The 19,391-nt window shown below is 69.0% G+C and carries 19 protein-coding genes; 7 read left to right on the forward strand and 12 right to left on the reverse strand.

Annotated elements, in window-relative coordinates; genetic code table 11:
• Positions 1-26: 26 nt before the first annotated feature.
• Positions 27-929 (reverse strand): LysR family transcriptional regulator, encoded by a 903-nt coding sequence (locus tag ACZ5ZX_RS11345; RefSeq protein ID WP_465501879.1) that lies wholly within the window; start codon positions 927-929, stop codon positions 27-29.
• A gap of 123 nt (positions 930-1,052) precedes the next feature.
• Here ACZ5ZX_RS11345 and ACZ5ZX_RS11350 point away from each other — a divergent pair, with 123 nt between their 5' ends.
• Positions 1,053-1,892 (forward strand): oxidoreductase, encoded by an 840-nt coding sequence (locus ACZ5ZX_RS11350; RefSeq protein WP_465501880.1) that lies wholly within the window; start codon positions 1,053-1,055, stop codon positions 1,890-1,892.
• Here ACZ5ZX_RS11350 and ACZ5ZX_RS11355 read toward each other — a convergent pair.
• A complete protein-coding gene (locus tag ACZ5ZX_RS11355) occupies positions 1,879-3,465 on the reverse strand; it encodes an FAD-dependent oxidoreductase (protein WP_465501881.1) in 1,587 nt (528 codons plus the stop codon). The genes ACZ5ZX_RS11350 and ACZ5ZX_RS11355 overlap by 14 nt on opposite strands.
• A 67-nt stretch (positions 3,466-3,532) precedes the next feature.
• On the opposite strand from ACZ5ZX_RS11355, the gene ACZ5ZX_RS11360 reads away from it, so the two are divergent.
• Positions 3,533-4,138, forward strand: coding sequence for a TetR/AcrR family transcriptional regulator (locus tag ACZ5ZX_RS11360; RefSeq protein WP_465501882.1), 606 nt, complete (start codon positions 3,533-3,535; stop codon positions 4,136-4,138).
• A gap of 13 nt (positions 4,139-4,151) precedes the next feature.
• Here ACZ5ZX_RS11360 and ACZ5ZX_RS11365 read toward each other — a convergent pair whose 3' ends face one another.
• From ACZ5ZX_RS11365 to ACZ5ZX_RS11395, 7 genes are all read right to left on the reverse strand, one after another.
• On the reverse strand, positions 4,152-4,778 hold the full coding sequence (locus ACZ5ZX_RS11365; protein ID WP_465501883.1) for a maleylpyruvate isomerase family mycothiol-dependent enzyme: 627 nt from the start codon (positions 4,776-4,778) through the stop codon (positions 4,152-4,154).
• Positions 4,779-4,794: 16 nt separating this feature from the next.
• Positions 4,795-5,337, reverse strand: coding sequence for a hypothetical protein (locus ACZ5ZX_RS11370; RefSeq protein ID WP_465501884.1), 543 nt, complete (start codon positions 5,335-5,337; stop codon positions 4,795-4,797).
• Positions 5,338-5,347: 10 nt separating this feature from the next.
• Complete coding sequence (locus ACZ5ZX_RS11375; protein WP_465501885.1) at positions 5,348-6,124, reverse strand: transposase; 777 nt, start codon at positions 6,122-6,124, stop codon at positions 5,348-5,350.
• A gap of 355 nt (positions 6,125-6,479) precedes the next feature.
• Positions 6,480-7,736: an HNH endonuclease signature motif containing protein gene (locus ACZ5ZX_RS11380; protein ID WP_465501886.1), complete on the reverse strand. Its 1,257-nt coding sequence runs from the start codon at positions 7,734-7,736 to the stop codon at positions 6,480-6,482.
• Positions 7,737-8,010: 274 nt separating this feature from the next.
• The gene (locus ACZ5ZX_RS11385) at positions 8,011-9,306 is read right to left on the reverse strand and encodes a M20/M25/M40 family metallo-hydrolase (RefSeq protein WP_465501887.1); all 1,296 of its coding nucleotides are present in this window, start codon (positions 9,304-9,306) and stop codon (positions 8,011-8,013) included.
• Positions 9,299-10,126 (reverse strand): M55 family metallopeptidase, encoded by an 828-nt coding sequence (locus ACZ5ZX_RS11390; RefSeq protein ID WP_465501888.1) that lies wholly within the window; start codon positions 10,124-10,126, stop codon positions 9,299-9,301. The genes ACZ5ZX_RS11385 and ACZ5ZX_RS11390 overlap by 8 nt, the downstream gene beginning before the upstream one ends.
• Positions 10,127-10,168: 42 nt before the next feature.
• On the reverse strand, positions 10,169-10,777 hold the full coding sequence (locus tag ACZ5ZX_RS11395; protein ID WP_465501889.1) for an Rv1733c family protein: 609 nt from the start codon (positions 10,775-10,777) through the stop codon (positions 10,169-10,171).
• Positions 10,778-11,047: 270 nt separating this feature from the next.
• On the opposite strand from ACZ5ZX_RS11395, the gene abc-f reads away from it, so the two are divergent.
• The 4 genes from abc-f to ACZ5ZX_RS11415 all read left to right on the forward strand — a co-directional run bounded on the left by abc-f (position 11,048) and on the right by ACZ5ZX_RS11415 (position 15,605).
• On the forward strand, positions 11,048-12,676 hold the full coding sequence (gene abc-f, locus ACZ5ZX_RS11400) for a ribosomal protection-like ABC-F family protein (protein WP_465501890.1): 1,629 nt from the start codon (positions 11,048-11,050) through the stop codon (positions 12,674-12,676).
• Between the two features lie 88 nt (positions 12,677-12,764).
• The gene (locus tag ACZ5ZX_RS11405; RefSeq protein WP_465501891.1) at positions 12,765-13,610 is read left to right on the forward strand and encodes an LLM class flavin-dependent oxidoreductase; all 846 of its coding nucleotides are present in this window, start codon (positions 12,765-12,767) and stop codon (positions 13,608-13,610) included.
• 145 nt (positions 13,611-13,755) lie between these two features.
• Entirely contained in the window at positions 13,756-14,358 is a 603-nt protein-coding gene (locus ACZ5ZX_RS11410) for a CGNR zinc finger domain-containing protein (RefSeq protein WP_465501892.1), read from the forward strand.
• A gap of 167 nt (positions 14,359-14,525) precedes the next feature.
• On the forward strand, positions 14,526-15,605 hold the full coding sequence (locus tag ACZ5ZX_RS11415) for a glycoside hydrolase family 5 protein (protein WP_465501893.1): 1,080 nt from the start codon (positions 14,526-14,528) through the stop codon (positions 15,603-15,605).
• A 72-nt stretch (positions 15,606-15,677) separates the two neighbouring features.
• Here ACZ5ZX_RS11415 and ACZ5ZX_RS11420 read toward each other — a convergent pair whose 3' ends face one another.
• From ACZ5ZX_RS11420 to ACZ5ZX_RS11430, 3 genes are all read right to left on the reverse strand, one after another.
• Positions 15,678-16,565 (reverse strand): sigma-70 family RNA polymerase sigma factor, encoded by an 888-nt coding sequence (locus ACZ5ZX_RS11420; RefSeq protein ID WP_465502165.1) that lies wholly within the window; start codon positions 16,563-16,565, stop codon positions 15,678-15,680.
• Between the two features lie 67 nt (positions 16,566-16,632).
• A complete protein-coding gene (locus ACZ5ZX_RS11425; RefSeq protein ID WP_465501894.1) occupies positions 16,633-17,670 on the reverse strand; it encodes a 4Fe-4S binding protein in 1,038 nt (345 codons plus the stop codon).
• Positions 17,667-18,848, reverse strand: a complete 1,182-nt coding sequence (locus ACZ5ZX_RS11430) for a thiolase family protein (RefSeq protein WP_465501895.1) — start codon at positions 18,846-18,848, stop codon at positions 17,667-17,669. The genes ACZ5ZX_RS11425 and ACZ5ZX_RS11430 overlap by 4 nt, the downstream gene beginning before the upstream one ends.
• Before the next feature lie 88 nt (positions 18,849-18,936).
• Here ACZ5ZX_RS11430 and ACZ5ZX_RS11435 point away from each other — a divergent pair, with 88 nt between their 5' ends.
• Positions 18,937-19,383, forward strand: coding sequence for a winged helix-turn-helix transcriptional regulator (locus ACZ5ZX_RS11435; RefSeq protein ID WP_465501896.1), 447 nt, complete (start codon positions 18,937-18,939; stop codon positions 19,381-19,383).
• Positions 19,384-19,391 lie beyond the last annotated feature (8 nt).

Raw genomic sequence — 19,391 nt, forward strand, 5'->3', positions numbered from 1 at the left:
CCGGGTGTGACGGTCGCTATGCCGGGTCAGCCCGCCTCCGTCAGATCTGTTCCCGCCGCCAGTTCCGACACGATGTCGAGCACGCCGGACAAGGCCGGCTTGGCGTTGCCGGGAGACCAGGCCACCACCGTGCGGGCCGTGTCACCCGCCAGCGGCACGAACACCACACCGCTCCGGCGGAGGCTGTGCGACGACCGCGCCAGCCTGGTCACGCCGACGCCCGCGGCGACCAGACCGAGCAGCCCCTGCACGGTCGCGGCCCGCTGCACCACCCTCGGGGTGAATCCGGCCGCCTCGAATTCGCTGTCGTAGCGGCGATGCCACGGCTCCCACGAACCGCGGGGCGTGAGCACCCAAGGCTCGTCCGCCAGGTCCGCGAGCTTCAACTCGCGGGAGCCCGCCAGCCGGTGCCCCTCCGGCAGGACGGCGCAGACCTCCTCGGTGATCAACGTGCGGGTCTCGAAGCCGTCGATCAGCGGCGGCCGGGTGAAGATCAGGTCGTAGCGGCCCCGGGTCAGCCCGTCGACGAGCGCCGCGATCTGGGTGTCGTCCGTGGTGAGGTTCAGGTCGGGGAGCCGGTCACGGACCGCGCGTACCACCGGCGGGAGGAGATAGTTCGCCGTGGTGGTCAGGAAACCGAGGTGGAGCGTGCCGATTTCGCCGCGTACCGCGCGGTCCAGCACCGCCAGCGCTTCGTCGTTGCGCGCCAGCACCGCGCGGGCCTCGGGCAGGAACAGCGCTCCGACTTCGGTGAGCCGGGTGCCGCGGCTGTCGCGATGCAGGAGGTCCGCGCCGAGGATCCGCTCCAGGACGGTGATCTGCTGGGAAAGCGACTGCTGGGCGATATGCAGGCGGCGGGCCGCGCTGGTGAAGCTCGCTTCCTCGGCGACGGCGACGAAGTACCGCAACTGCCGCAACTCAGGGGTCACAGGCTCAGACTGTAGCCGCACCAGGAAGCCGGTGTTGGCGGGCCGAACGCGAGCTTCGCACCATGGAGGACGGAAGCTCCACTGACGTCTTTGGAGCAGGGACGAATACGAAGGAAGATCCGGATGACACAGGAAACCGAGGGCCGCGTCTGGCTGATCACCGGTTGCTCGGCCGGGTTCGGCAGGCACCTCGTCCTGGCCGCCCTCGACGCGGGTGACCGCGTGATGGCCACCGCGCGGCGCCCGGAAACCCTGTCCGAACTGGAAGAACTCGGACAGGGCCGGGTGCGCACGGCCGCGCTCGACGTCACCGACCCCGCGCAGATCGAGGCGGCGGTGAGCGCCACCCTGGCCGCGTTCGGCCGGATCGACGTCGTGGTGAACAACGCCGGTCACGGATCTGTCGGGGCCGTCGAAGAACTGACGATGACCGAGCTGCGCTCGTTGATGGACGTGATGTTCTTCGGCGCCGTCGAGGTCACGAAAGCCGTGCTTCCGCACCTGCGTGCACAGGGCAGTGGTGCCATCGTGCAGATGAGTTCGATGGGCGGCCAGCAGAGCCCGCCCGGGTTCGGTGCCTACTGCTCGGCGAAGTTCGCGCTGGAGGCGATGTCGGAGTCCTTGGCCGCCGAGGTCGCGCCGTTCGGTGTCAAGGTACTGATCGTGGAACCCGGCGCTTTCCGCACCGAGTTCGGCGGCGCCCGCCTGCAGCGGTCGCGGCTGATCGAGGCTTACCGTGAATCGACCGGCGCGATCCGGGATTTCGTCGAGGGGATGGACGGCTCGCAGCCCGGCGACCCGGCGAAGGCCGCCGCCGCGATCGTGAAGGTGCTCGAAAGCGACAACCCGCCGCTGCGGCTCGCGCTCGGCGACGACGCTGTCGACGGGCTGCGGGCCACGCATGAAGCGAAGGCGGCGGAGTTGGCGGCTTGGGAGGACGTGAGCCGGTCTACGGCGTTCTGAGAGCGTCGACCCAGCGCTGGATCGCGGTGTCGAGCAGCTTCCGCGCGTAGTCGTCGGGGACTTCTTCCGTGTCGGCCCAGGCGATGATCCCATCCGGTCGCACGAAGAGGCTCGGTAGTGAGGCAGGGTCCGCCGTATAAGCGACCCTGTCCTCCAAACCGCGGATCGCTTCGGCGTACCGGCCCTCGGGCGAACGGTCGACGAGGACGAAGCGGCCATCGTGAGCATGGTCGGCGAGCCTGGACCCGGACCTCAGTTCGACGTCTCCGGCGATCGAACCGACCGGGGCGGTGGCGTCCTCGGCGACGTCGTAGTGCTGCAGGATCCCGGAGGAGAGCGCGATCATGTGATCGGTCGTACCGGGCACGGTGAACAGGTCTTCGCCGACGACCTTCCTCAGGTGGGCTGTGCGCTCGTCGCCGCGCATGAGCGCCACCTGCGCCCGCGTCCAGTCCAGGACCCACGCCCCGATGGGATGCCGTTCGGTCTCGTAGCTGTCGAGCAGCCCCGGCGGCGCCCAGCCGTTGAGGGTCGCGGCGAGTTTCCAGCCGAGGTTCACGGCGTCGCCGAGGCCGAGGTTCAGGCCCTGTGCGCTGAACGGCGAGTGCACGTGTGCCGCGTCGCCCGCGAGGAAAACCCTGCCCTGACGGTAATTTCGTGCCTGGCGCGCGTTGTCCGACCACCGGGTCGCCCGCCCGCGCAAACCCGTGATGGTCACCGGGATCCCGGTGACCTCCCGTACGGCGCTCTGTAGCTCTTCGAGGGTGACGGGAGCGTTCTTGTCCTCGGGCTGAGGTGCGAAGCGGGCGACGAGGATGCGTCCGGGAACCGGTCCGTAGCTGTAGATGCCGCGAGGTGTCCAATTCCACCCGCGCCGCAGTTCGCTCGGGTCGTCGAATTCCGCGATGGCCTGATAGCCCACCATTTCCGGCTCGGTACCCACGAAGTCGACGCCGAGTCGCTTGCGGATGACACTCCGCCCGCCGTCGGCCGCGACGACCCATCCGGCGGTGAAGTCGCCCGCGCTGGTCTCGACGATCACGTCGGCGTCGTCGCCGAGGTTCGCGCCGGTGCTCCGCAGTCCCCGCACTTCGACACCGCGGCGGATCTCGACGCCCAGCCGGGCGCAGTGTGCACCGAGCAGCAGTTCGAGATCGTGCTGGGGAACCACGATCCCGTTGGCGACCGCGGTGTGCGCGGCCAGCACCGGATCGTCCTGGTCGACCAGCTCGGGCCGGAACATGATCCCCGCGAAGTGTCCGAGCACCGGGAACCGGCGGGACGTCCGCGTTGCCCCTTCTACCAGCTCGCGCACCGTCCGGTTCGAGCGGCCGTCGGTGAAGGCGCCGGCGGCCGCCATGAGACGGCGCTGCACCTTCTCCGCGGCGGGCAGCAGGCCGCGCCGGTCCAGGATCTCGGCACTGGCGACGTTGATCGAACCGGCCTTGATCGTCGGATCCGGCTCATCGAGCCGCTCCAGTACGCACACCCGCACTCCGCGCAAAGCCAGCTCGCCGGCGAGGAACAGGCCGGTGGGCCCCGCTCCGGCCACGATCACGTCCAGCTGTCGCATGACCGCCTCCAAGGTTTACTCGGTAAGTTTACTTGGTAAGCTTAGCGAGTAAAGGTAAGGTTGTCATATGGCCAAACGGGATCGAGGCGGTTCGAAGACGCGGGCGCATATCGCCGAGGTCGCGACGGAGTTGTTCGTGGAACGCGGCTTCGACGACGTCACCGTCGCCGAGATCGCCGCGGCCGCCGGTGTCTCGAAGGTGACCGTGTTCTCGCACTTCGACCGGAAAGAGGATCTCGCGCTGGACCGGCTCCCGGACGCGGTCAGCGTCGTGCGGGCGGCGGTCCGTGAGCGCGCGGACGACGTCGGTGCCGTTGAAGCGCTTCGCAGAACGGCCCTCGCCCTCGCGGAGGAACAGCATCCGCTGTCCGGGTTGGGTGAGGGTGCCGAACCGCTCGCCCGCACGGTGGCCGGATCCCGCGCGCTCAGCTCCCGGCTTCGCGAGTTCGAGCACGAGATCGACGCCGAACTGGCCGACGAACTCGAAAACGACGTCCGGTTCACGGGCGACAGCGAACTGGTCGCCGCACTGGTCGTCGCCGCGTACCGGACGGTCGTCGTGGCGACGGTCCGGCGCCGCCTCGCCGGAGAGGACCTGGCGGATCTCGTCGCCGGACACCGTCAGCGGCTGGACTCCGCCTTCCGCGCGCTTTCCGCCGCTCTCCCGCAGTGACTCGCCCTGGAGGTCAGACGTCCATCCTGGAGGCGAGGATCGCCGCGCCGGGTCCGGAGAGTTCGTCGAGGGCCGGGCGCCGTCCGGCGATGGCCATCACGAGTGGCTCGCCGTGGCCGCGCAGTTCCGGCCCGGACCCGGCGGACCAACCGAGGTCGGTCGCGACGACCCGTAACCCGCGTGCCCGCTGAAAACCCTTGACCGGCGGGGCGAAGCGCGCGAACGCCAGGGCGTGGCGCAGCCGTTCGGGCGGCACCTCACGGGAAAGGCCCAGCGGGCGCCGGATGTCCTGCTGGTGGATGAGCCCGTCGAGCAGCGCCACCCGGCCGCCGAAAGCGGTGGTCAACCCGCGCGGGTCGAGCCGCTCTTCCAGCCGCGCGATCAGCTCGTCGGGGGTCCGCTCGGAACTCCGTTCGATACCGAGCGCGTTCATCCGCTTCAACCGCAGTCCACCGCGAATGGCCTGACCGAACAGCCCGCGGAAGCCCAGGTGGTCGTAGTCGACCACATGCGCGACGACCTCCCGGACCGTCCACTCCGCACACAACGTCGGCGCGTCCCACTGCGCGGGCGTCAGCGTTCGCAGGAAGGCGGCGAAATCCGCTCGTTCGGCCCGTGCGAGTCGTGCGACCGCCTTCACCTGCCACCTCCGGGTCTCATTCGCCGTCGAGCCAGCCGCAAACGTAGTAGTTCGTGTCCTCGTTCCGCTCGACGTACCAGGAGTAGACGACGTCGCCCGCCAGCCTGCCGGTCCGCGCGTTGCGCTGGGTGACCTTGGCCTGCACGGTCACGTACTCCATTCCGGGTGGGACGGAGTACGGCAGCAGCTCCCAGCGCTCGACATAGTGCCCGTTCAGTTCGAAACCGAGCAGCGTTTCGCGTAGACGCGGGCAGGTTCCGCTCCGCAACGCGGTCATGTCGTGGTTGGCCAGCCCGTTCATGTAAACCTGGAACACCCGGTCGATCGCCGCGGGTTCGAGGCTCGGAGCCGACGACGAGGTCGGCGCGGGCGGTGTCACGGTCAGCGTTCGGGTCTCGACCAGGGGAGCGGTGTACGTCGCGGACGTCGTGGGTGCCGCGTACGTTGTGGGTGCCGCGTCGGAACTCGATATCGGAAGCGCGCCTCGGCACGCCGAGAGTGCCGTACCGAGGCCGAGCAGAAGCACGCCCACCCGGACACGCGAAGTCAGAGGTCTCACGCCGACGACGCTAAGCGGGCTTCATGAAATTCGGATGACGCGAGGGGGAGGTGCTTGGTTGTGGTGATCGCGCTCTGGGCTCCAGGTTGTTGGGGGTAAAGGTGGCTTCGCGTGGGTGAGTGGGAGGTTGCGGTGCTGGCGGCTTCTGTTTTCGAGGGACCGCGGCCCGCGGGGGCACCGGCCGCGACGACTTTGCCCTAGCCCCTCGATCAGGGTTCCGTTCTCCGATGGGCAGGCCGAGGGGACGTTCTCTGAGGGGGCAAGGTTGTCGTTGGGGTGCGCGGGGTGGCGGGCCGAAGGTGGTGTAGCCGCCGTCGGCCCGGACCCAGGTGGTGCCGCGGTAGGCGGTGTGCAGCGCCGAGAGCAGGTCTCGGGCGGCGGCGCGGTCTTGCACGCCGGCCGCGGTGATCAGGACTACCAGTGGCAGTCCTTGGGTGTCGGTGGCGATATGGCGTTTGCGGCCGTCGATCTTCTTTCCGCCGTCGTACCCGTGGCTGGGTTTGCCGACGGTTTCGGCGGCCTTGACCGACTGGGAGTCGGTCACCGCCGCTGACGGTGCCGGGTTCTTGTTCGCGCGCAGCCGGATTATCTCCCGCAACCGGTCCCGGATCTTCTCGAACACCCCGGCTTTGCTCCACCGGGTGAAGAATCCGTGCACCGTCTGCCACGGCGGGAAATCCGCTGGCAGCGCCCGGGCCCTCGCACGCGGGCCGGGCAGCAACGGCTCGAGCAACGCCCACTTGGCATCGGTGGTGTCCGAGGGATAGCGGCGGGTACGAGAGCCCACTGACGTGGACCGATCGACTTAGGGACCTACTCGTGGCCTGCGGCCTGGGGCGCGGCGAAGTACACGAAGGTCGAGTTTCTTCGGCTGAGCTGAGGGAAGAGGGCATTCACACGCCGCTGTCGCTCCTGTTGGTGCTGCTTCGCGGCCCGGCCGCTGCGGTCTTGTCGGGCATGGTGTTTGGCGGGCTTGCGTCGTTGTGGGCAGCGCCGGGATGGCACTGTCCACAATCGCGCGGCTCCAGTCGATGAAGCGCTGGCCGCCCCGTCTGCAATTGCCGATCCTCCGGTGATCAAGGCCCCAGGGATGGTATGGGGTGATGATGGAAGGATCGGGTCGTCGAGTTCGGTGCGTCGGTCTATGTCCTGAGGTGCATGGTGTTGCGCCTCGGAGCCCCGGTGGGGTCGAGGTAAGCGGGTGGGGTGAACTCCGGCAGACCGTCTTGGGCGATCTGGACTTTCCATTCGCTGTGGTGGATCAACCGGTGGTGCTTCGTGCAGAGCAGCACGAGATTGTCGATCTTCGTTTCGCCGTGGTGTCGCCAGAAAACGATGTGATGGGCCGTACAGCGCGGCACGGGCATGTCGCAGCCCGGGAAGGCGCAGCCCCCGTCGCGGAGGGTCAACGCGTACTTCTGCGCCAGCGACACCGTCCGTTTCGATCGGCCGATATCCAGTGGTTCGCCCGCGGTGCCGAGGACGCCGGGCCGGACGCGGGCGTCGCAGGCGAGGATGCGGGCGTCGGTGGCGCTGATCGGTCCGACCAGGTCCAGGTGTGCTTCACCGAGGTCGTTGATCAGGTCGTCGTAGGACATGGTGACGAGGATGTGGGTGGCTTCCCCGGCCTGGCCGGGGAGGTTCCGGCTGGTGGTCTTCAACCGCACATAGTCGGTGAACGCGTCCCCGTAGCGTTCGTCCTGGGTGCGGGAGTCCCGGACTCCGTCGATGGCTTTGTGGGGTTTGGCCATCGGGTCGAGGTCGGACTTCAACCGCGCATACGTTTCCAGGTCGAGTCTGGCTTTGAGCCCGAGGGTGCCGTCACGGTGCTTGACGAACCGCAACTCCGGCCGGGTGTCCTTGGGGTCTTCGTTGCGGGGTTCTTTCCCGTCGGGATCCAGCTTGTCGAGCAGGCGTCGCCCGGCACGGGCGATCTGCCGAGGACCAGCACACCGGGCCAAGTCGACCAGGATTTTCTCCCCACCCCGCACCGCCTCCTCCGACAAGGTGGAGGGGATGCGGGCGAGGGCGCGGATGATCGCGTCGATCTGCGCACCCCCGATCGCGCCCTCGGCGGCGGCCGCCGCGGTCAACGGCGCCAGTGGTGGCTGGGGGTCTCCACCGATAGACGGCCCGGGATGCAACGCCAGAACCCGGTCGGCGCGGGCCCCGGCTTCCTGGTCCGTGACCTGGAAGTCCTCGAAAATCATCGCCGCCAGCGTGGAATGGCCCGAGCAACCACGGACACCGCGGGAATTGATTTCCGCGAGGATCGCGTACTGCTCCGCCTCCAACTGCCGCTTCAACACCTCGATTTCCTGCTTGCGGGCATGCAGCGTCGCAGTATCGGCACGCCACCACTCGGAGCGCACCACCTGGGGACTGTTTTCGCTGGCCACGACCCCAACAATACCCGTGCTCGAACACCTGTGCTATCACATATTCAGACTACTGCGGCAACGAAAATACACGGAACGCCAAACTTACAAAGACGCGTAGGCGCCTTCGCTGCGAAACTTCCGAAGGCACGTTTAGGCGGTTGTGAGTGGCGATTCGGATCAAAGCCGAGATGGACGCTGGCGTGTCCGGTCGCCTTTCCCCAGTACATGTCGGCACCGGCAAACGCCGGACATTCGGGCCCCGCAAACCATAAGCCACAAACCACGAGACGCGTCAGCAGTTCTCCAGGAAGTGCCGCAGCACCCGCGTGCCGAACCGCAGCCCCTCGACCGGGACGCGCTCGTCGACCCCGTGAGCCATGGCACGGTACGGAAAACCTTCCGGCAGCCACAACGGCGCGAAGCCGTAGCAGTCGATCCCCAGCGGGCTGAACGCCTTCGCGTCCGTGCCGCCGCCCATGCAGTAGGGGACCACGACCGCTTCGGGGTCCTCCGACCGCAGTGCGGCCGCCATGGCGTCGAACCACGGCGAATCCACCGGGGCCTGCACCGGTGGCTGGTGCGCGACGAACTCGCGGGTGACGCCCTCGCCGAGCATCGCGTCGATTTCGGCGAACAGGGCGGGTTCGGCGCCGGGCAGTACGCGCACGTCCACCTGTGCCTCGGCCGAACTCGGGATCACGTTCACCTTGTAGCCGGCGTCGAGCATGGTCGGGGTCGTGCTGTTGCGGACGGTCGGCACCACCAGGGCCCCGGCAGGCCCGAGCCGCGCGATCGTCCCGTCCACATCGGACAGATCGACCGGGACGCCGAGCGCTTCCCCGGTACGTTCCAGGAAAGCCTGCACCGTCGGGGTCAGCTGGACCGGCCAGCGGTGCGCGGCGATCTTGCCGAGCGCGGTGATCAGGCGGGTGACGGCGTTCTCGTCGTTGGGGCGCGATCCGTGTCCCGCGCGGCCCTTGGCGGTCAGCCGCAGATGCGCGGTGCCGCGTTCGGCCGTGGCCACCGGATAGAGCCGCACGGTCCGGCCGTCGGCGGCGGGGACGTGGTAGGTGTAGGCGCCCGACTCGCTGATCGCGGCCGCGCAGCCGTCGAACAGGTCCCGGTGCGTCGCGGCGAGCCAGTGCGCGCCGTACTCGCCCTTGTCCTCCTCGTCGGCCACGAAAGCGAGGACCAGGTCCCGTCGCGGGCGCGCACCGGTGGCGAGGGCGGCGAGCACCATCGCGCAGAAGTCTTTCATGTCGACCGCGCCGCGGCCCCAGAGGAATCCGTCGCGGATTTCGCCCGAGAACGGGTCCACCGACCAATCGGCGGCGTCGGCCGGGACGACGTCGAGATGCCCCTGAACGAGCAGCGCGGGCAGGCTCGGGTCGGTTCCCGGGACCCGGGCGATCACGTTCGCGCGCCGGGGCGCGGATTCGATGATCTTCGAGCCGATCCCCATCCCGGACAGCAGCGACGCGACGTACTCGGCCGCTTCCCGCTCGCCTTCGGAATCCCCGTTACCGCGGTTCGTGGTGTCGAACCGGATCAACCGCGAACAAACCTCGACAACATCCAGCTCAGCCATAGATACCTTGCACCGCCCCGGCCGCGATCGCCGTGACGATCTTGAACGCCTTCATCGCTTCTGTCATGTCCGGCGCGTCGAAGCCGACTCGCCGGACGCCGATCTGTTCCACCGTCGGGATCACCGCCGCGGCCTGCGCGAGGTGGCTCGCGTCGAACTCGACCTCGATCCGGTGGCCGGTGGTGAACCTCTCGACCCGGCCTGCCCGGTTCATCGAGTCCGCCGCGGCCGAGGCCAGCAGCTCCGAGGTCCTCGCGGGCGGAAGACAGATCGCGGCGTAGCGGCTGACGCATTCCTTCACCGTGACCAGTTCCGCCTCCGGCGTGTAGTCCTGGGCGTCGTCGCAGGCCTTGTCGTCACCGGAGACGACCAGCACCGGGACGCCGTACTCGGCGGCCATCGCGGCGTTGAGCCTGCCTTCGCTGGCGGGGACGTCGTCGAGCCACACCCCGGTGATCTGATTTTCCAGGTAGGTGTGGGAGAGGACACCGTCGAATCCGGCGCCGGCGTGATAGCCGAGGAAGACGACCCCGTCCACCCCGGTGTCGATCCCTTGCATCATCGAGAGCGGCTTGTGCCTGCCGGTGAGCATGCGCGCCCGGCCGTCGAGGTCTTCGAGCAGGAGATTCCGCTGTGACGAATGCGCCTCGTTGACCAGTACGTCGGTGGCGCCCGCGTCGAACAGGCCGGCGATGGTCGCGTTGACGTCACCGGTGAACAGACGCCGGAACCGTTGCCACTGTTCGGTTCCGGGGATGACGTCCTCGGTCCAGGTGACGCCGGTGGCGCCCTCCATGTCCGCCGAGATCATGATGCGCATGCCGGGCACCCTAGCCGAGGCGCTTTGCCCTCGCCGCCGGGATCAGGGCCAGGAACCGGAACGTGGATGAACCGCCCACGCGCGCTCCCACGCCGCGGCCCGGCGCCGGTCCAGTACCAGCCGGACGACCCGGTGGAGGACGACGAGCGCGGCGACCACCGCGAACCAGAGCCAGAGGCCGACGAGCACGGAATCGAACACGGCCGTGGACGCGGTCTTCGGGGCGGAGGTGAGGTCACCGCGGGCGTCGACCCAGATCGGCACCGGCGATCCGGCGGGGCTGCCGGGCGTGGCGAGGACGCCGCCGGTGTGCCGGACTCCGCGTGAGTCGGTCCAGGCGGCCTCGGTGGTGGCTTCGCCGGTCCCCACACTCTCGCTGTCGGCGATGCGGAGGGGCGCGGCCTTCAGCAGATACGCGGTGGTGGCCTGGCGACCGGTCGCGTCGGCGGCGGCTTCGGCCACCTGCCTGTCGTGATTGGCCGAGCCGACGGCGGCCGCGACGGGGATGGCGAGGAGCGCGGCGAGGATGGCGAGCTTCAGGAGCAGCGCCTCGATGCGGTCCGAACCGCGCGCCAGCGAGTTGCGGCCGGGAAAGAGCCGTCGCCGGAACCGGGCGATCGGACCGCTGGACCCGTGCACGAGCAGCTCCATTCCCTCCAGAACACGAAACACTCCGTTTCGATTGTCGGTCACCGGCGCGGCGTTGTCCCGGTAGGGGGACACAGACCACTCTGTGAAGCGATACACAGCCGTTAATTCGTTTTGCCCGTCCGCGCTTCCCGGCTACCGTCGTGGCCATGGGAACTTTGTCCTTCCTGTGATTCTCGCCTTCGACGCGGCCCTGGCGTAGAGCCTTCGCTCCGCCGGGCCGCGTCCTTCCGCGCGCTCTTCTTCCTTCCGAGAATCCAGGAGGACGCCCATATGCGTACCCCGTGTCAAAATCCCGGAACACAACTCGTGCTCTCCGGTGTCACCAAACGTTTCGACGACCACGTCGTGCTGGACGAGGTCGGCTTCACCGTCAAACCGGGGGAGAAGGCCGGTGTCATCGGCGACAACGGCTCCGGCAAATCCACCTTGCTGAGGCTGATCGCCGGTCGGGAGGAGGCGGACAACGGCACGGTGACGGTCACCGCGCCAGGTGGCCTCGGATATCTCCCGCAGACGCTGGACCTGCCCGGCACCGCCACGGTCGGAGAGGCGATCGACCTCGCGCTGGCCGACATCCGGGAACTGGAATCCCGGCTGCGGGCGGCCGAGGCGTCGCTGGAAACCGCGGAGGATCTGGCCGCCTACGGCGATCTCACCGCCGCGTTCGAGGCCCGCGGTGGCTATGAAGCCGACGCCAGGGTGGAAGTGGCGCTGCACGGACTCGGGCAGCCGGGCCTCGACCGCGGGCGGCCGTTGGGCACGTTGTCCGGCGGGCAGCGATCCAGGCTGGCGCTGGCCGCCACGCTGGCGTCTGCGCCCGAACTGCTGTTGCTGGACGAGCCCACCAACGATCTCGACGACGAAGCCGTCGCCTGGTTGGAGGACCACCTCCGCGGGCATCGCGGCAGGCTCGTCGCGATCACCCACGACCGGTTGTTCCTCAGCCGCGTCACCACCACGATCCTCGAGGTCGACGCCGACCGCCGGACCGTGCACCGGCACGGCGACGGCTACGCGGGTTATCTCGCGGCGAAGGAGGCGGCGCGGGCCAGGTGGGTCCGGGAGTACGAGGAGTGGCGGCTGGAGAAGGCCCGGCATGAAGCGTTGGCGGACGCCAACATCGACCGGTTCTCGGCGATCCCGCGCAAGGCCCCGGCGGCCTTCAGCGGGGCAGGCGCCTTCCGTGCCCGTTCCCGGGCACACGGGGCGATGAGCCGGATCCGGGCGGCCCGCGAGCGGATCCAGCGGCTCGAAGCCGATCCGGTTCCGCGTCCCCCGCGGCCATTGCGGTTCACCGCGCGGATCGCCGCCGGGGCGGCGGAGGCCGGTCGGCCCGTGGTCAAGGTGGACGACGTGTCGGTGGCCGGCCGGTTGCCGCGGACGTCGCTGTGCGTGCGGCCAGGTGAACGGGTGCTCGTGACCGGTCCCAACGGGGCGGGCAAGACCACCCTCATGCGGGTACTCGCCGGTGAGCTGACGCCGTCGACCGGGTCGGCGGAACGGGCGGGCCGGATCGGGTTCCTGCGGCAGAACGGCGGCCACGCCGGCGACACGCGGACAGTGCTGCGGGCGTTCGCGGCGGACGGCGACGAGGAAGAAGCCGCGGAGACGTTGCTGTCGCTGGGCCTGTTCCGGGCACCGGATCTGCGCAGGCCGGTCCGGGACCTGTCGGTCGGGCAGCGCCGCAGGCTGGAGCTGGCACGGCTGGTGACGGCCGGGACCGACCTGTTGCTGCTCGACGAGCCGACCAACCACCTCGCCCCGGATCTGGTGGAGGAGCTGGAGCAGGCGCTGGCGGGGTACACCGGCGCGCTCGTCGTCGTCACCCACGACCGGCGGATGCGGCGGACGTTCGAGGGCAGGCGGCTCGAGCTGGCACCCGAATCGGTCGCCGTCTGAGGTGGGCGCGGGAGTGTCGCGCATAGTGAGACGGTGAACACCGAGGCGAGCACTCGGCGTAGCCTTCTTCGACGATGACGTTGGGGGGATGATCGACTTGACCGGCAGCACGGTCCGCCATGCCGTCTACTTGCCACCGTTCGGCCCGTTCGGCGAGCCCGCGGTGCTCGTGGACCTCGCTGTCCGCGCGGAGGCGGCGGGCTGGGACGGCTTCTTTCTGTGGGACCACGTCGTCGCGGACACGATGCCCATCGCGGATCCGTGGACGACGCTCGGCGCGATCGCGCACGCCACCACCGGACTGCGGTTCGGGCCGATGATCACCCCGCCCGCGCGGCGCCGTCCGTGGGTGGTCGCGCGGCACGCGTCGACGGTCAGCAGGCTTTCGGGCGGGCGGCTGATCCTCGGCACGGGTCTCGGCTCGGACGAATCCGGTGACTTCAGCCGGTTCGGCGAGCAGACCGATCTGCTGACCCGGTCGGCGATGTTCGACGAAGGTCTCGACGTCATCCGTGCCATCTGGTCCGGCAGGCGGTTCGACCACGACGGCGCGCACTATCAGGTGGCGCTGGCCGAGTCGCCGCCCGAGCCGTATCCGATTCCGATCTGGGTGGCGAGTTCCACCGACAATCCACGGGTCGTCCGGCGGGCGGCGCTGTGCGACGGGATCTTCCCCAACCCCGAGGATCACACGCCGACGGCCGAAGAGATCGCCGAGACCCACCGTGCGCTCGGCATGGCTGGGCTGGAACCGGGGCGGCCGTTCGACGTCGCGGTCGCCGGGAACGCGAGTCCCGCGTGGGAGGAGCCGATCAAGGTGGATCTGCCATCGCTGGCGCAGGCGGGGATGACGTGGTGGATGGAATCGCTGATGCACCTCGATCCGCTGGAGCTCTCGCAGAAGATCGTGGACGCCGGCCCGCCGCGGTGGTGATCGCCCTCTGTCCTCAATGGACACTTATGCCATCCTTCGCGGGATTCCGCTGCTCCGAATGACTTCACCACCCTTGTGGTAGGGCTCGCCTTTGGTAGCGTCACCGTCGGCATCCGGTGAACCGGTGATGCCGGGGGAGGGACCGATGGCTGACGGGCAGGACGGGACGAAGCTCGACGGCCACCACGCGATGCACCTGGAAACCGCGGTCGCGCTGATCAACACCCTGACCGGGGAGCACGTCCACGGCAGGCCGAAACCTCCGCTCCAGGGCCGCGATCTGGTCCGCGCCGCCACGGAGGCGCTCGACGGCGCCGGGCCGGGAAACCACCGGGTCGACCTCCTCGCGGCGGAACGGTTGCGGGACATCGCGTCGAGGCTGCGAGAGGTCATCGTGGCGCTGTCCCGGAACGAGCACGACGACGCGGCCGGGCTGCTGAACCGGATGCTCGTCGACAGCGGGGCGCGCCCGCATCTGCGTCGGCACGACGATCGGTCGTGGCATCTGCACTTCCACAGTCCCGAAGCCGACCTCGTCCAGCAGTGGGCGGCGGGTCTGGCCGTCTCCGTGGCCGCGGTGCTCGGCGAGCACATCTCGCATCGTGTGGGGCTGTGCGCCGCGCCCCGGTGCGATCAGGTGTACATCGACGCGAGTCAGGCGCAGATCAAACGGTTCTGCGGGCTGGCCTGCCAGAACCGGGTGAAGGCCGCCGCGTACCGCGCCCGGGTGCGCCGATCTGGTCCGTGAACCTCCGGCGGACTGAAACTGTCGGTGGTCAAGTCTTGACCGTCCGTCGATCCCGTGGGTAATCTCTCCTTTACTTTCCGATAGTAAGGAAAGTTTCCTATTTAATCCCGCCGCCCTGACCGTCGGCGCGCCGACGCCGGTGCCGCCGACGCGAGAGGAGAAGCCGAATGCGTTGGGACAAGATCCGTCTCCGGGTGACGGCCGCGCTGGCCGCCGGACTGCTGGCCCCGGTCGCCGCCGCGAGCACGTCGATGGCGACCGAGGCCGCGGGAGAACCCGCAACGCGGACAGCGGCCGCACTTCCGCCGGGCAGCCCGGCCGCGATCAACGGACAGCTGAAGGTCTGTGGCCTCCAGCTCTGCAACTCCGCGGGCAAGCCGATCCAGCTGCGAGGCATGAGCACCCACGGAATCCAGTGGTACAGCCAATGTGTGAAGACCGCGTCGCTCGACGCGCTCGCGAACGACTGGAAGGCCGACGTCCTCCGGATCTCGATGTACATCCAGGAAGGCGGGTACGAGACCAACCCGCGGAAGTTCACCGACATGGTGCACTCCTACATCGAAGAAGCCACCAAACGCGGGATGTACGCCCTGGTCGACTGGCACCAGCTCACCCCAGGCGACCCGAACGCCAACCTCAGCCGCGCCAAGACGTTCTTCACCGAGATCGCCCAGCGGCACAAGGACAAGACCAACATCATCTACGACATCGCCAACGAGCCCAACAACGTCAGCTGGGACCGCGTCCGCAGCTACGCGGAGCAGATGATCCCGGTCATCCGCGCACAGGACTCCGACGGCGTCGTGCTCGTGGGCACCCACGGGTGGGGCTCGCTCGGCATCTCCGACGGCCGCGACGAGACCGACATCGTCAACAACCCGGTGCGCGCCACCAACTTCATGTACACGTTCCACTTCTACGCGGCGTCGCACAAAACCGAGTACTTCAACGCGTTGACCCGCGCCGCGAGCAAGCTCCCGCTGTTCGTGACCGAATTCGGCACCCAGACCGCGAGCGGCGACGGCGGCAACGACTTCACCAACTCGCAGAAGTACCTGGACTTCCTGGCGTCGAAGAAGATCAGCTGGGCCAACTGGAACTTCTCCGACGACAGCCGTTCGGGCGCGGTGTTCAAACCGGGCACCTGCTCGGGCTCCTCCTTCACCGGCACGGCTCCGCTGAAGCCCGCCGGTGTCTGGATCCGGGACCGCATCCGCACCGCGGACGACTTCCCGACCTCCTGATCCCGGCAGCGCGCACGGCATGAGGGGTCCCCTTAGGACGAAAAGTGTCCTAAGGGGACCCCTCATGACACTTCAGCCGAGCGGCTCGAAGTCGAGCGAAGCGAGCCGGTCCGGGTCGGCGAGGATGTCGATCTCCGCGATCTTCCCGTTCACGACGGTGAAGGCGAAGAGCGTCTGCGGCACGCCGTCCTTGGTGACGAGCATGCCTGCCGCGCCGTTGACCAGCACGGGCAACGGAATCGCGCCGACGCCGGTCTGCCGGAACATGAGCGCCTGGCTCGCGACCGTGGCCGCCCCGCGCACGGAACGCGAGGTGCCGGCCGGAGCCGCGCCGCCCTCCGCGCGGAGCAGGACGTCCGGGTCGAGCACGGAGACGAGGGCGTCGAAGTCGCCGTCCCGCGCGGCGGCGAAGAACGCGTCCACGACTTCCCGCTGACGGCTCAGGTCCGAGTCGGGAACGGTCGGCGAACCCTGCAGGCGGCGGCGGGCACGGCTGGCCAGCTGCCTGGTCGCGCCCGGCGACCGGCCCACGATCGGCGCGATCTCGTCGAACGGCAGGGCGAACATGTCGTGCAGCACGAACGCGAGCCGTTCGGCCGGGTCCAGTGTGTCGAGCACGACCAGGAGCGCGAGCCCGACCGAGTCCGCCAGCAGGATCTCGTGTTCCGGGTCGATCCCGCCCTCACGGCCGACGATCGGGTCGGGGAGCTGCGCGCCCACCGGGTCCTCGTGCCGCGACTTGCGCGAACGCAGCATGTCGAGGCAGATCCGGCCGACGACGGTGGTCAGCCAGCCGCCGAGGTTGTCGACGTCCTCGCCGCCGTCCCGGCTGAGCCGCAACCAGGCCTCCTGCACGGCGTCGTCCGCTTCGTTCAGCGAACCGAGCATCCGGTACGCCACCGCCCTCAGATGCGTCCGGTGCCCTTCGAAGCGCCGCGCCAGCCAGTCGTGTTCTTCCACGGTCCCCATCCTTCTTCCCTGTCCGTCGTAACCCTGACGGATGGGAGACCGCGGATGTGACAGGGCCTCACCGGGACATCCGGTAGCCGCCGTCGACCTCCTTCACCGGTTTGTGCGGGAACCGGCGTTCGGCGTAGGCCTTCGCCGCCGAATCCGGGCGCACGTACAGCGTCTCCACCTTGTCCTGCAGTGGTTTGACCACGGTCCCGAGGAAGCCACGACGGTCGTCGAGGTAGGGGCCGAGCACGTCCTCACCCGCCGGGCAGACGGCCATGCAGTAGGCGGCCTTGTAGTTCGGTTTGAACGCCAGGCTCTGCCACATCGACACGTTCTCCGAGTCGGTCACCCTCGACCGGAAGTCGGCGGCGTCCTCGCTGTCGGCCACGGTCTGCGCCCAGTCGGTGAAACCGCTCATGAACTCGCGGTAGTTGTGGGTCGAGCAGGCGAGGAAATCGAACTCGCCGGTCTTCGAGATCGCGCCGATCGGGCAGGCCGCGACACACAGCTTGCACTCCAGGCAGGGGTTGTAGTCGAGGGCTTCACCGTGGGTGGACACCTCGGCGTCGAGCAGCAACGTCGCCAGGAGCACGAAGTTGCCGAACTTCGGGTGGATGACGTTGCGGTGCAGTCCCATCGCGCCGAGTCCGGCGGCGACGGCGACCGTCTTGTGCGCGACCACCCAGATCCGGCCGGGATAGTCGTCCATCTCCATGGGGAAGGTCGCCGACGGGTTGATCGCGCGGTAGCCGGCGTCCTGCAGCGTCCGGACGATCGTGTGCCCGGCCTCGTTGATGATCTCGCCGGTGCGGTGGAACTCCTGGTTGGCGACGCTGCGGGCGGGGGAGCGGACGTCGTCGCGGTTCATCCGCACCACGAGGGAGACCAGGGTCTTGGCGCCTGGCAGCGCGCGCAGTACGTGCTCGCGTTCACCCACCAGATCCGGATGATCCAGAGAGACCGCGGCCGCGTCGTCGGCGCCCGCGGCGAGACAGATCTCCTTGAGCCAGGCTGCGTCGATCACCGGTGACGGCTTGTCGCGCGGTTTGGCGAGGACCGCCTGTACCGACGGATGGGCCGCCAGTTTCTTGGGCAGGCGGTCGGTCACAGCGCCTCCACGATGGTCGCGTTGGCCTGGCCGCCGCCTTCGCACATCGCCTGCAGGCCGTAGCGCGCGCCGTGGTGGTGCAGGGCGTTGACCAGGGTGCCCATCAGCCGGGTGCCGCTCGCGCCGAGCGGATGGCCCAGCGCGATCGCGCCGCCGTGGACGTTGACCTTGGCCGGATCGGCCCCGGTCTCCTGCTGCCACGCCAGTACGACGCTGGCGAACGCCTCGTTGATCTCGAACAGGTCGATGTCGGCCAGGCGCAGGCCGGCGCGCCGGAGGACCTTCTCCGTCGCCGGGATGACACCGGTGAGCATGAGCATCGGGTCGGAGCCGGTGACGGCGAAACTGTGCAGGCGCGCACGGGGCCGGAGACCCAGCCGGGCCGCGGTCTCGCCGGAGGTGATGAGCACGGCGGAGGCGCCGTCGTTGATCGGGCTGCTGTTGCCCGCGGTCACCGACCAGTCGATCTGCGGGAAGCGCGCGGCCATGGCCGGATCCTGGAACGCCGGGCGCAACTTGGCGAGCGTTTCGAGGTCGGTGCGGGGCCGGACGGACTCGTCGGTGGAGACCACGCCGGACGGTGTCTCGATCGGCACGAGCTGGCTCGCGAACCGGCCGAGCTCGTGCGCGCGGGCCGCCTTCCGGTGCGACTCCACGGCGAATTCGTCCATCGCCTCGCGGCTGAGTGACCATTTCGCGGCGATGAGTTCGGCGCTGATCCCTTGCGGTACCAGGCCTTCCGGATAGCGTTCGGCGACGCCGGGGCCGAGGGGATCGGTGCCGGGCAGCACGTTCGACCACATCGGGACGCGGCTCATGGATTCGACACCACAGGCGATGACGACGTCGTAGGCGCCGGCCAGCACGCCCTGCGCGGCGAAGTGGACGGCCTGCTGGCTGCTCCCGCATTGCCGGTCGACGGTGGTCGCGGGCACGCTTTCCGGCAGTCCGGCGGCGAGCGCCGCCCACCGCGTGACGTTCTGGGCCTGTTCGCCGACCTGGTCGACCGCGCCGCCGATGACGTCGTCGATCAGCGCCGGGTCGAGTCCGTTGCGCTCGACGAGTGCCCGCAAGGTGTGGGCCAGCAACTGGACCGGGTGGACCTCGTGCAGGGCGCCGCCCGGTTTGCCCTTGCCGATCGGGGTGCGGACGGCGTCCACGATGACCGCGTCGTGCACGGCTGCCTCCAGGGAGAGTTGGGATTTCCAACTCACTGTGGCATCGAGTGGGTTGGAAATCAAGACTCACTGGGTTTACGCTGGTCGCATGACCGAAGGACCGAGGGACTGCTCGATCGCCAACGCGATGGAGGTGATCGGGGAACGCTGGAGCCTGCTCGCGCTGCGCGAGGTGTTCTTCGGGGTGCGGAGGTTCGACCAGATCGTCCGCAACACCGGGGCGAGCCGCGACATCCTGACCGCGCGGCTGCGCAAACTCGTCGAGGCGGGAATCCTCGAAAAACGGCTCTACGAGGAGCATCCGCCGCGGTACGAGTACGTGCTCACCGAGGCGGGGCACGCGCTGAACCACGTGCTGCTGAATCTCATGGCGTGGGGCGACAAGTACGTCACGGATGGGCCGCCGCCGACGGTGTGGCGGCATGCGTGCGGGGAAGAACTCGCGCCGGAGACGGTGTGCGCGCATTGCCGCGAACCGGTGCGGGAGAAGGACATGACGCTGGTGCGGAGCACGCGGCGCGTCCGGGCCTCGTGAGTGGTGAT

The organism is Amycolatopsis sp. NPDC033938 (assembly GCF_055575975.1).

Coding starts and splice junctions, on each gene's coding strand:
- abc-f (WP_465501890.1), top strand. CDS start 11,048: ATGCGTACCCCGTGTCAAAATCCCGGAACACAACTCGTGCTCTCCGGT.
- ACZ5ZX_RS11350 (WP_465501880.1), top strand. CDS start 1,053: ATGACACAGGAAACCGAGGGCCGCGTCTGGCTGATCACCGGTTGCTCG.
- ACZ5ZX_RS11415 (WP_465501893.1), top strand. CDS start 14,526: ATGCGTTGGGACAAGATCCGTCTCCGGGTGACGGCCGCGCTGGCCGCC.
- ACZ5ZX_RS11390 (WP_465501888.1), bottom strand. CDS start 10,126: ATGCGCATCATGATCTCGGCGGACATGGAGGGCGCCACCGGCGTCACC.
- ACZ5ZX_RS11410 (WP_465501892.1), top strand. CDS start 13,756: ATGGCTGACGGGCAGGACGGGACGAAGCTCGACGGCCACCACGCGATG.
- ACZ5ZX_RS11360 (WP_465501882.1), top strand. CDS start 3,533: ATGGCCAAACGGGATCGAGGCGGTTCGAAGACGCGGGCGCATATCGCC.
- ACZ5ZX_RS11435 (WP_465501896.1), top strand. CDS start 18,937: ATGACCGAAGGACCGAGGGACTGCTCGATCGCCAACGCGATGGAGGTG.
- ACZ5ZX_RS11395 (WP_465501889.1), bottom strand. CDS start 10,777: ATGGAGCTGCTCGTGCACGGGTCCAGCGGTCCGATCGCCCGGTTCCGG.
- ACZ5ZX_RS11355 (WP_465501881.1), bottom strand. CDS start 3,465: ATGCGACAGCTGGACGTGATCGTGGCCGGAGCGGGGCCCACCGGCCTG.
- ACZ5ZX_RS11405 (WP_465501891.1), top strand. CDS start 12,765: ATGATCGACTTGACCGGCAGCACGGTCCGCCATGCCGTCTACTTGCCA.
- ACZ5ZX_RS11385 (WP_465501887.1), bottom strand. CDS start 9,306: ATGGCTGAGCTGGATGTTGTCGAGGTTTGTTCGCGGTTGATCCGGTTC.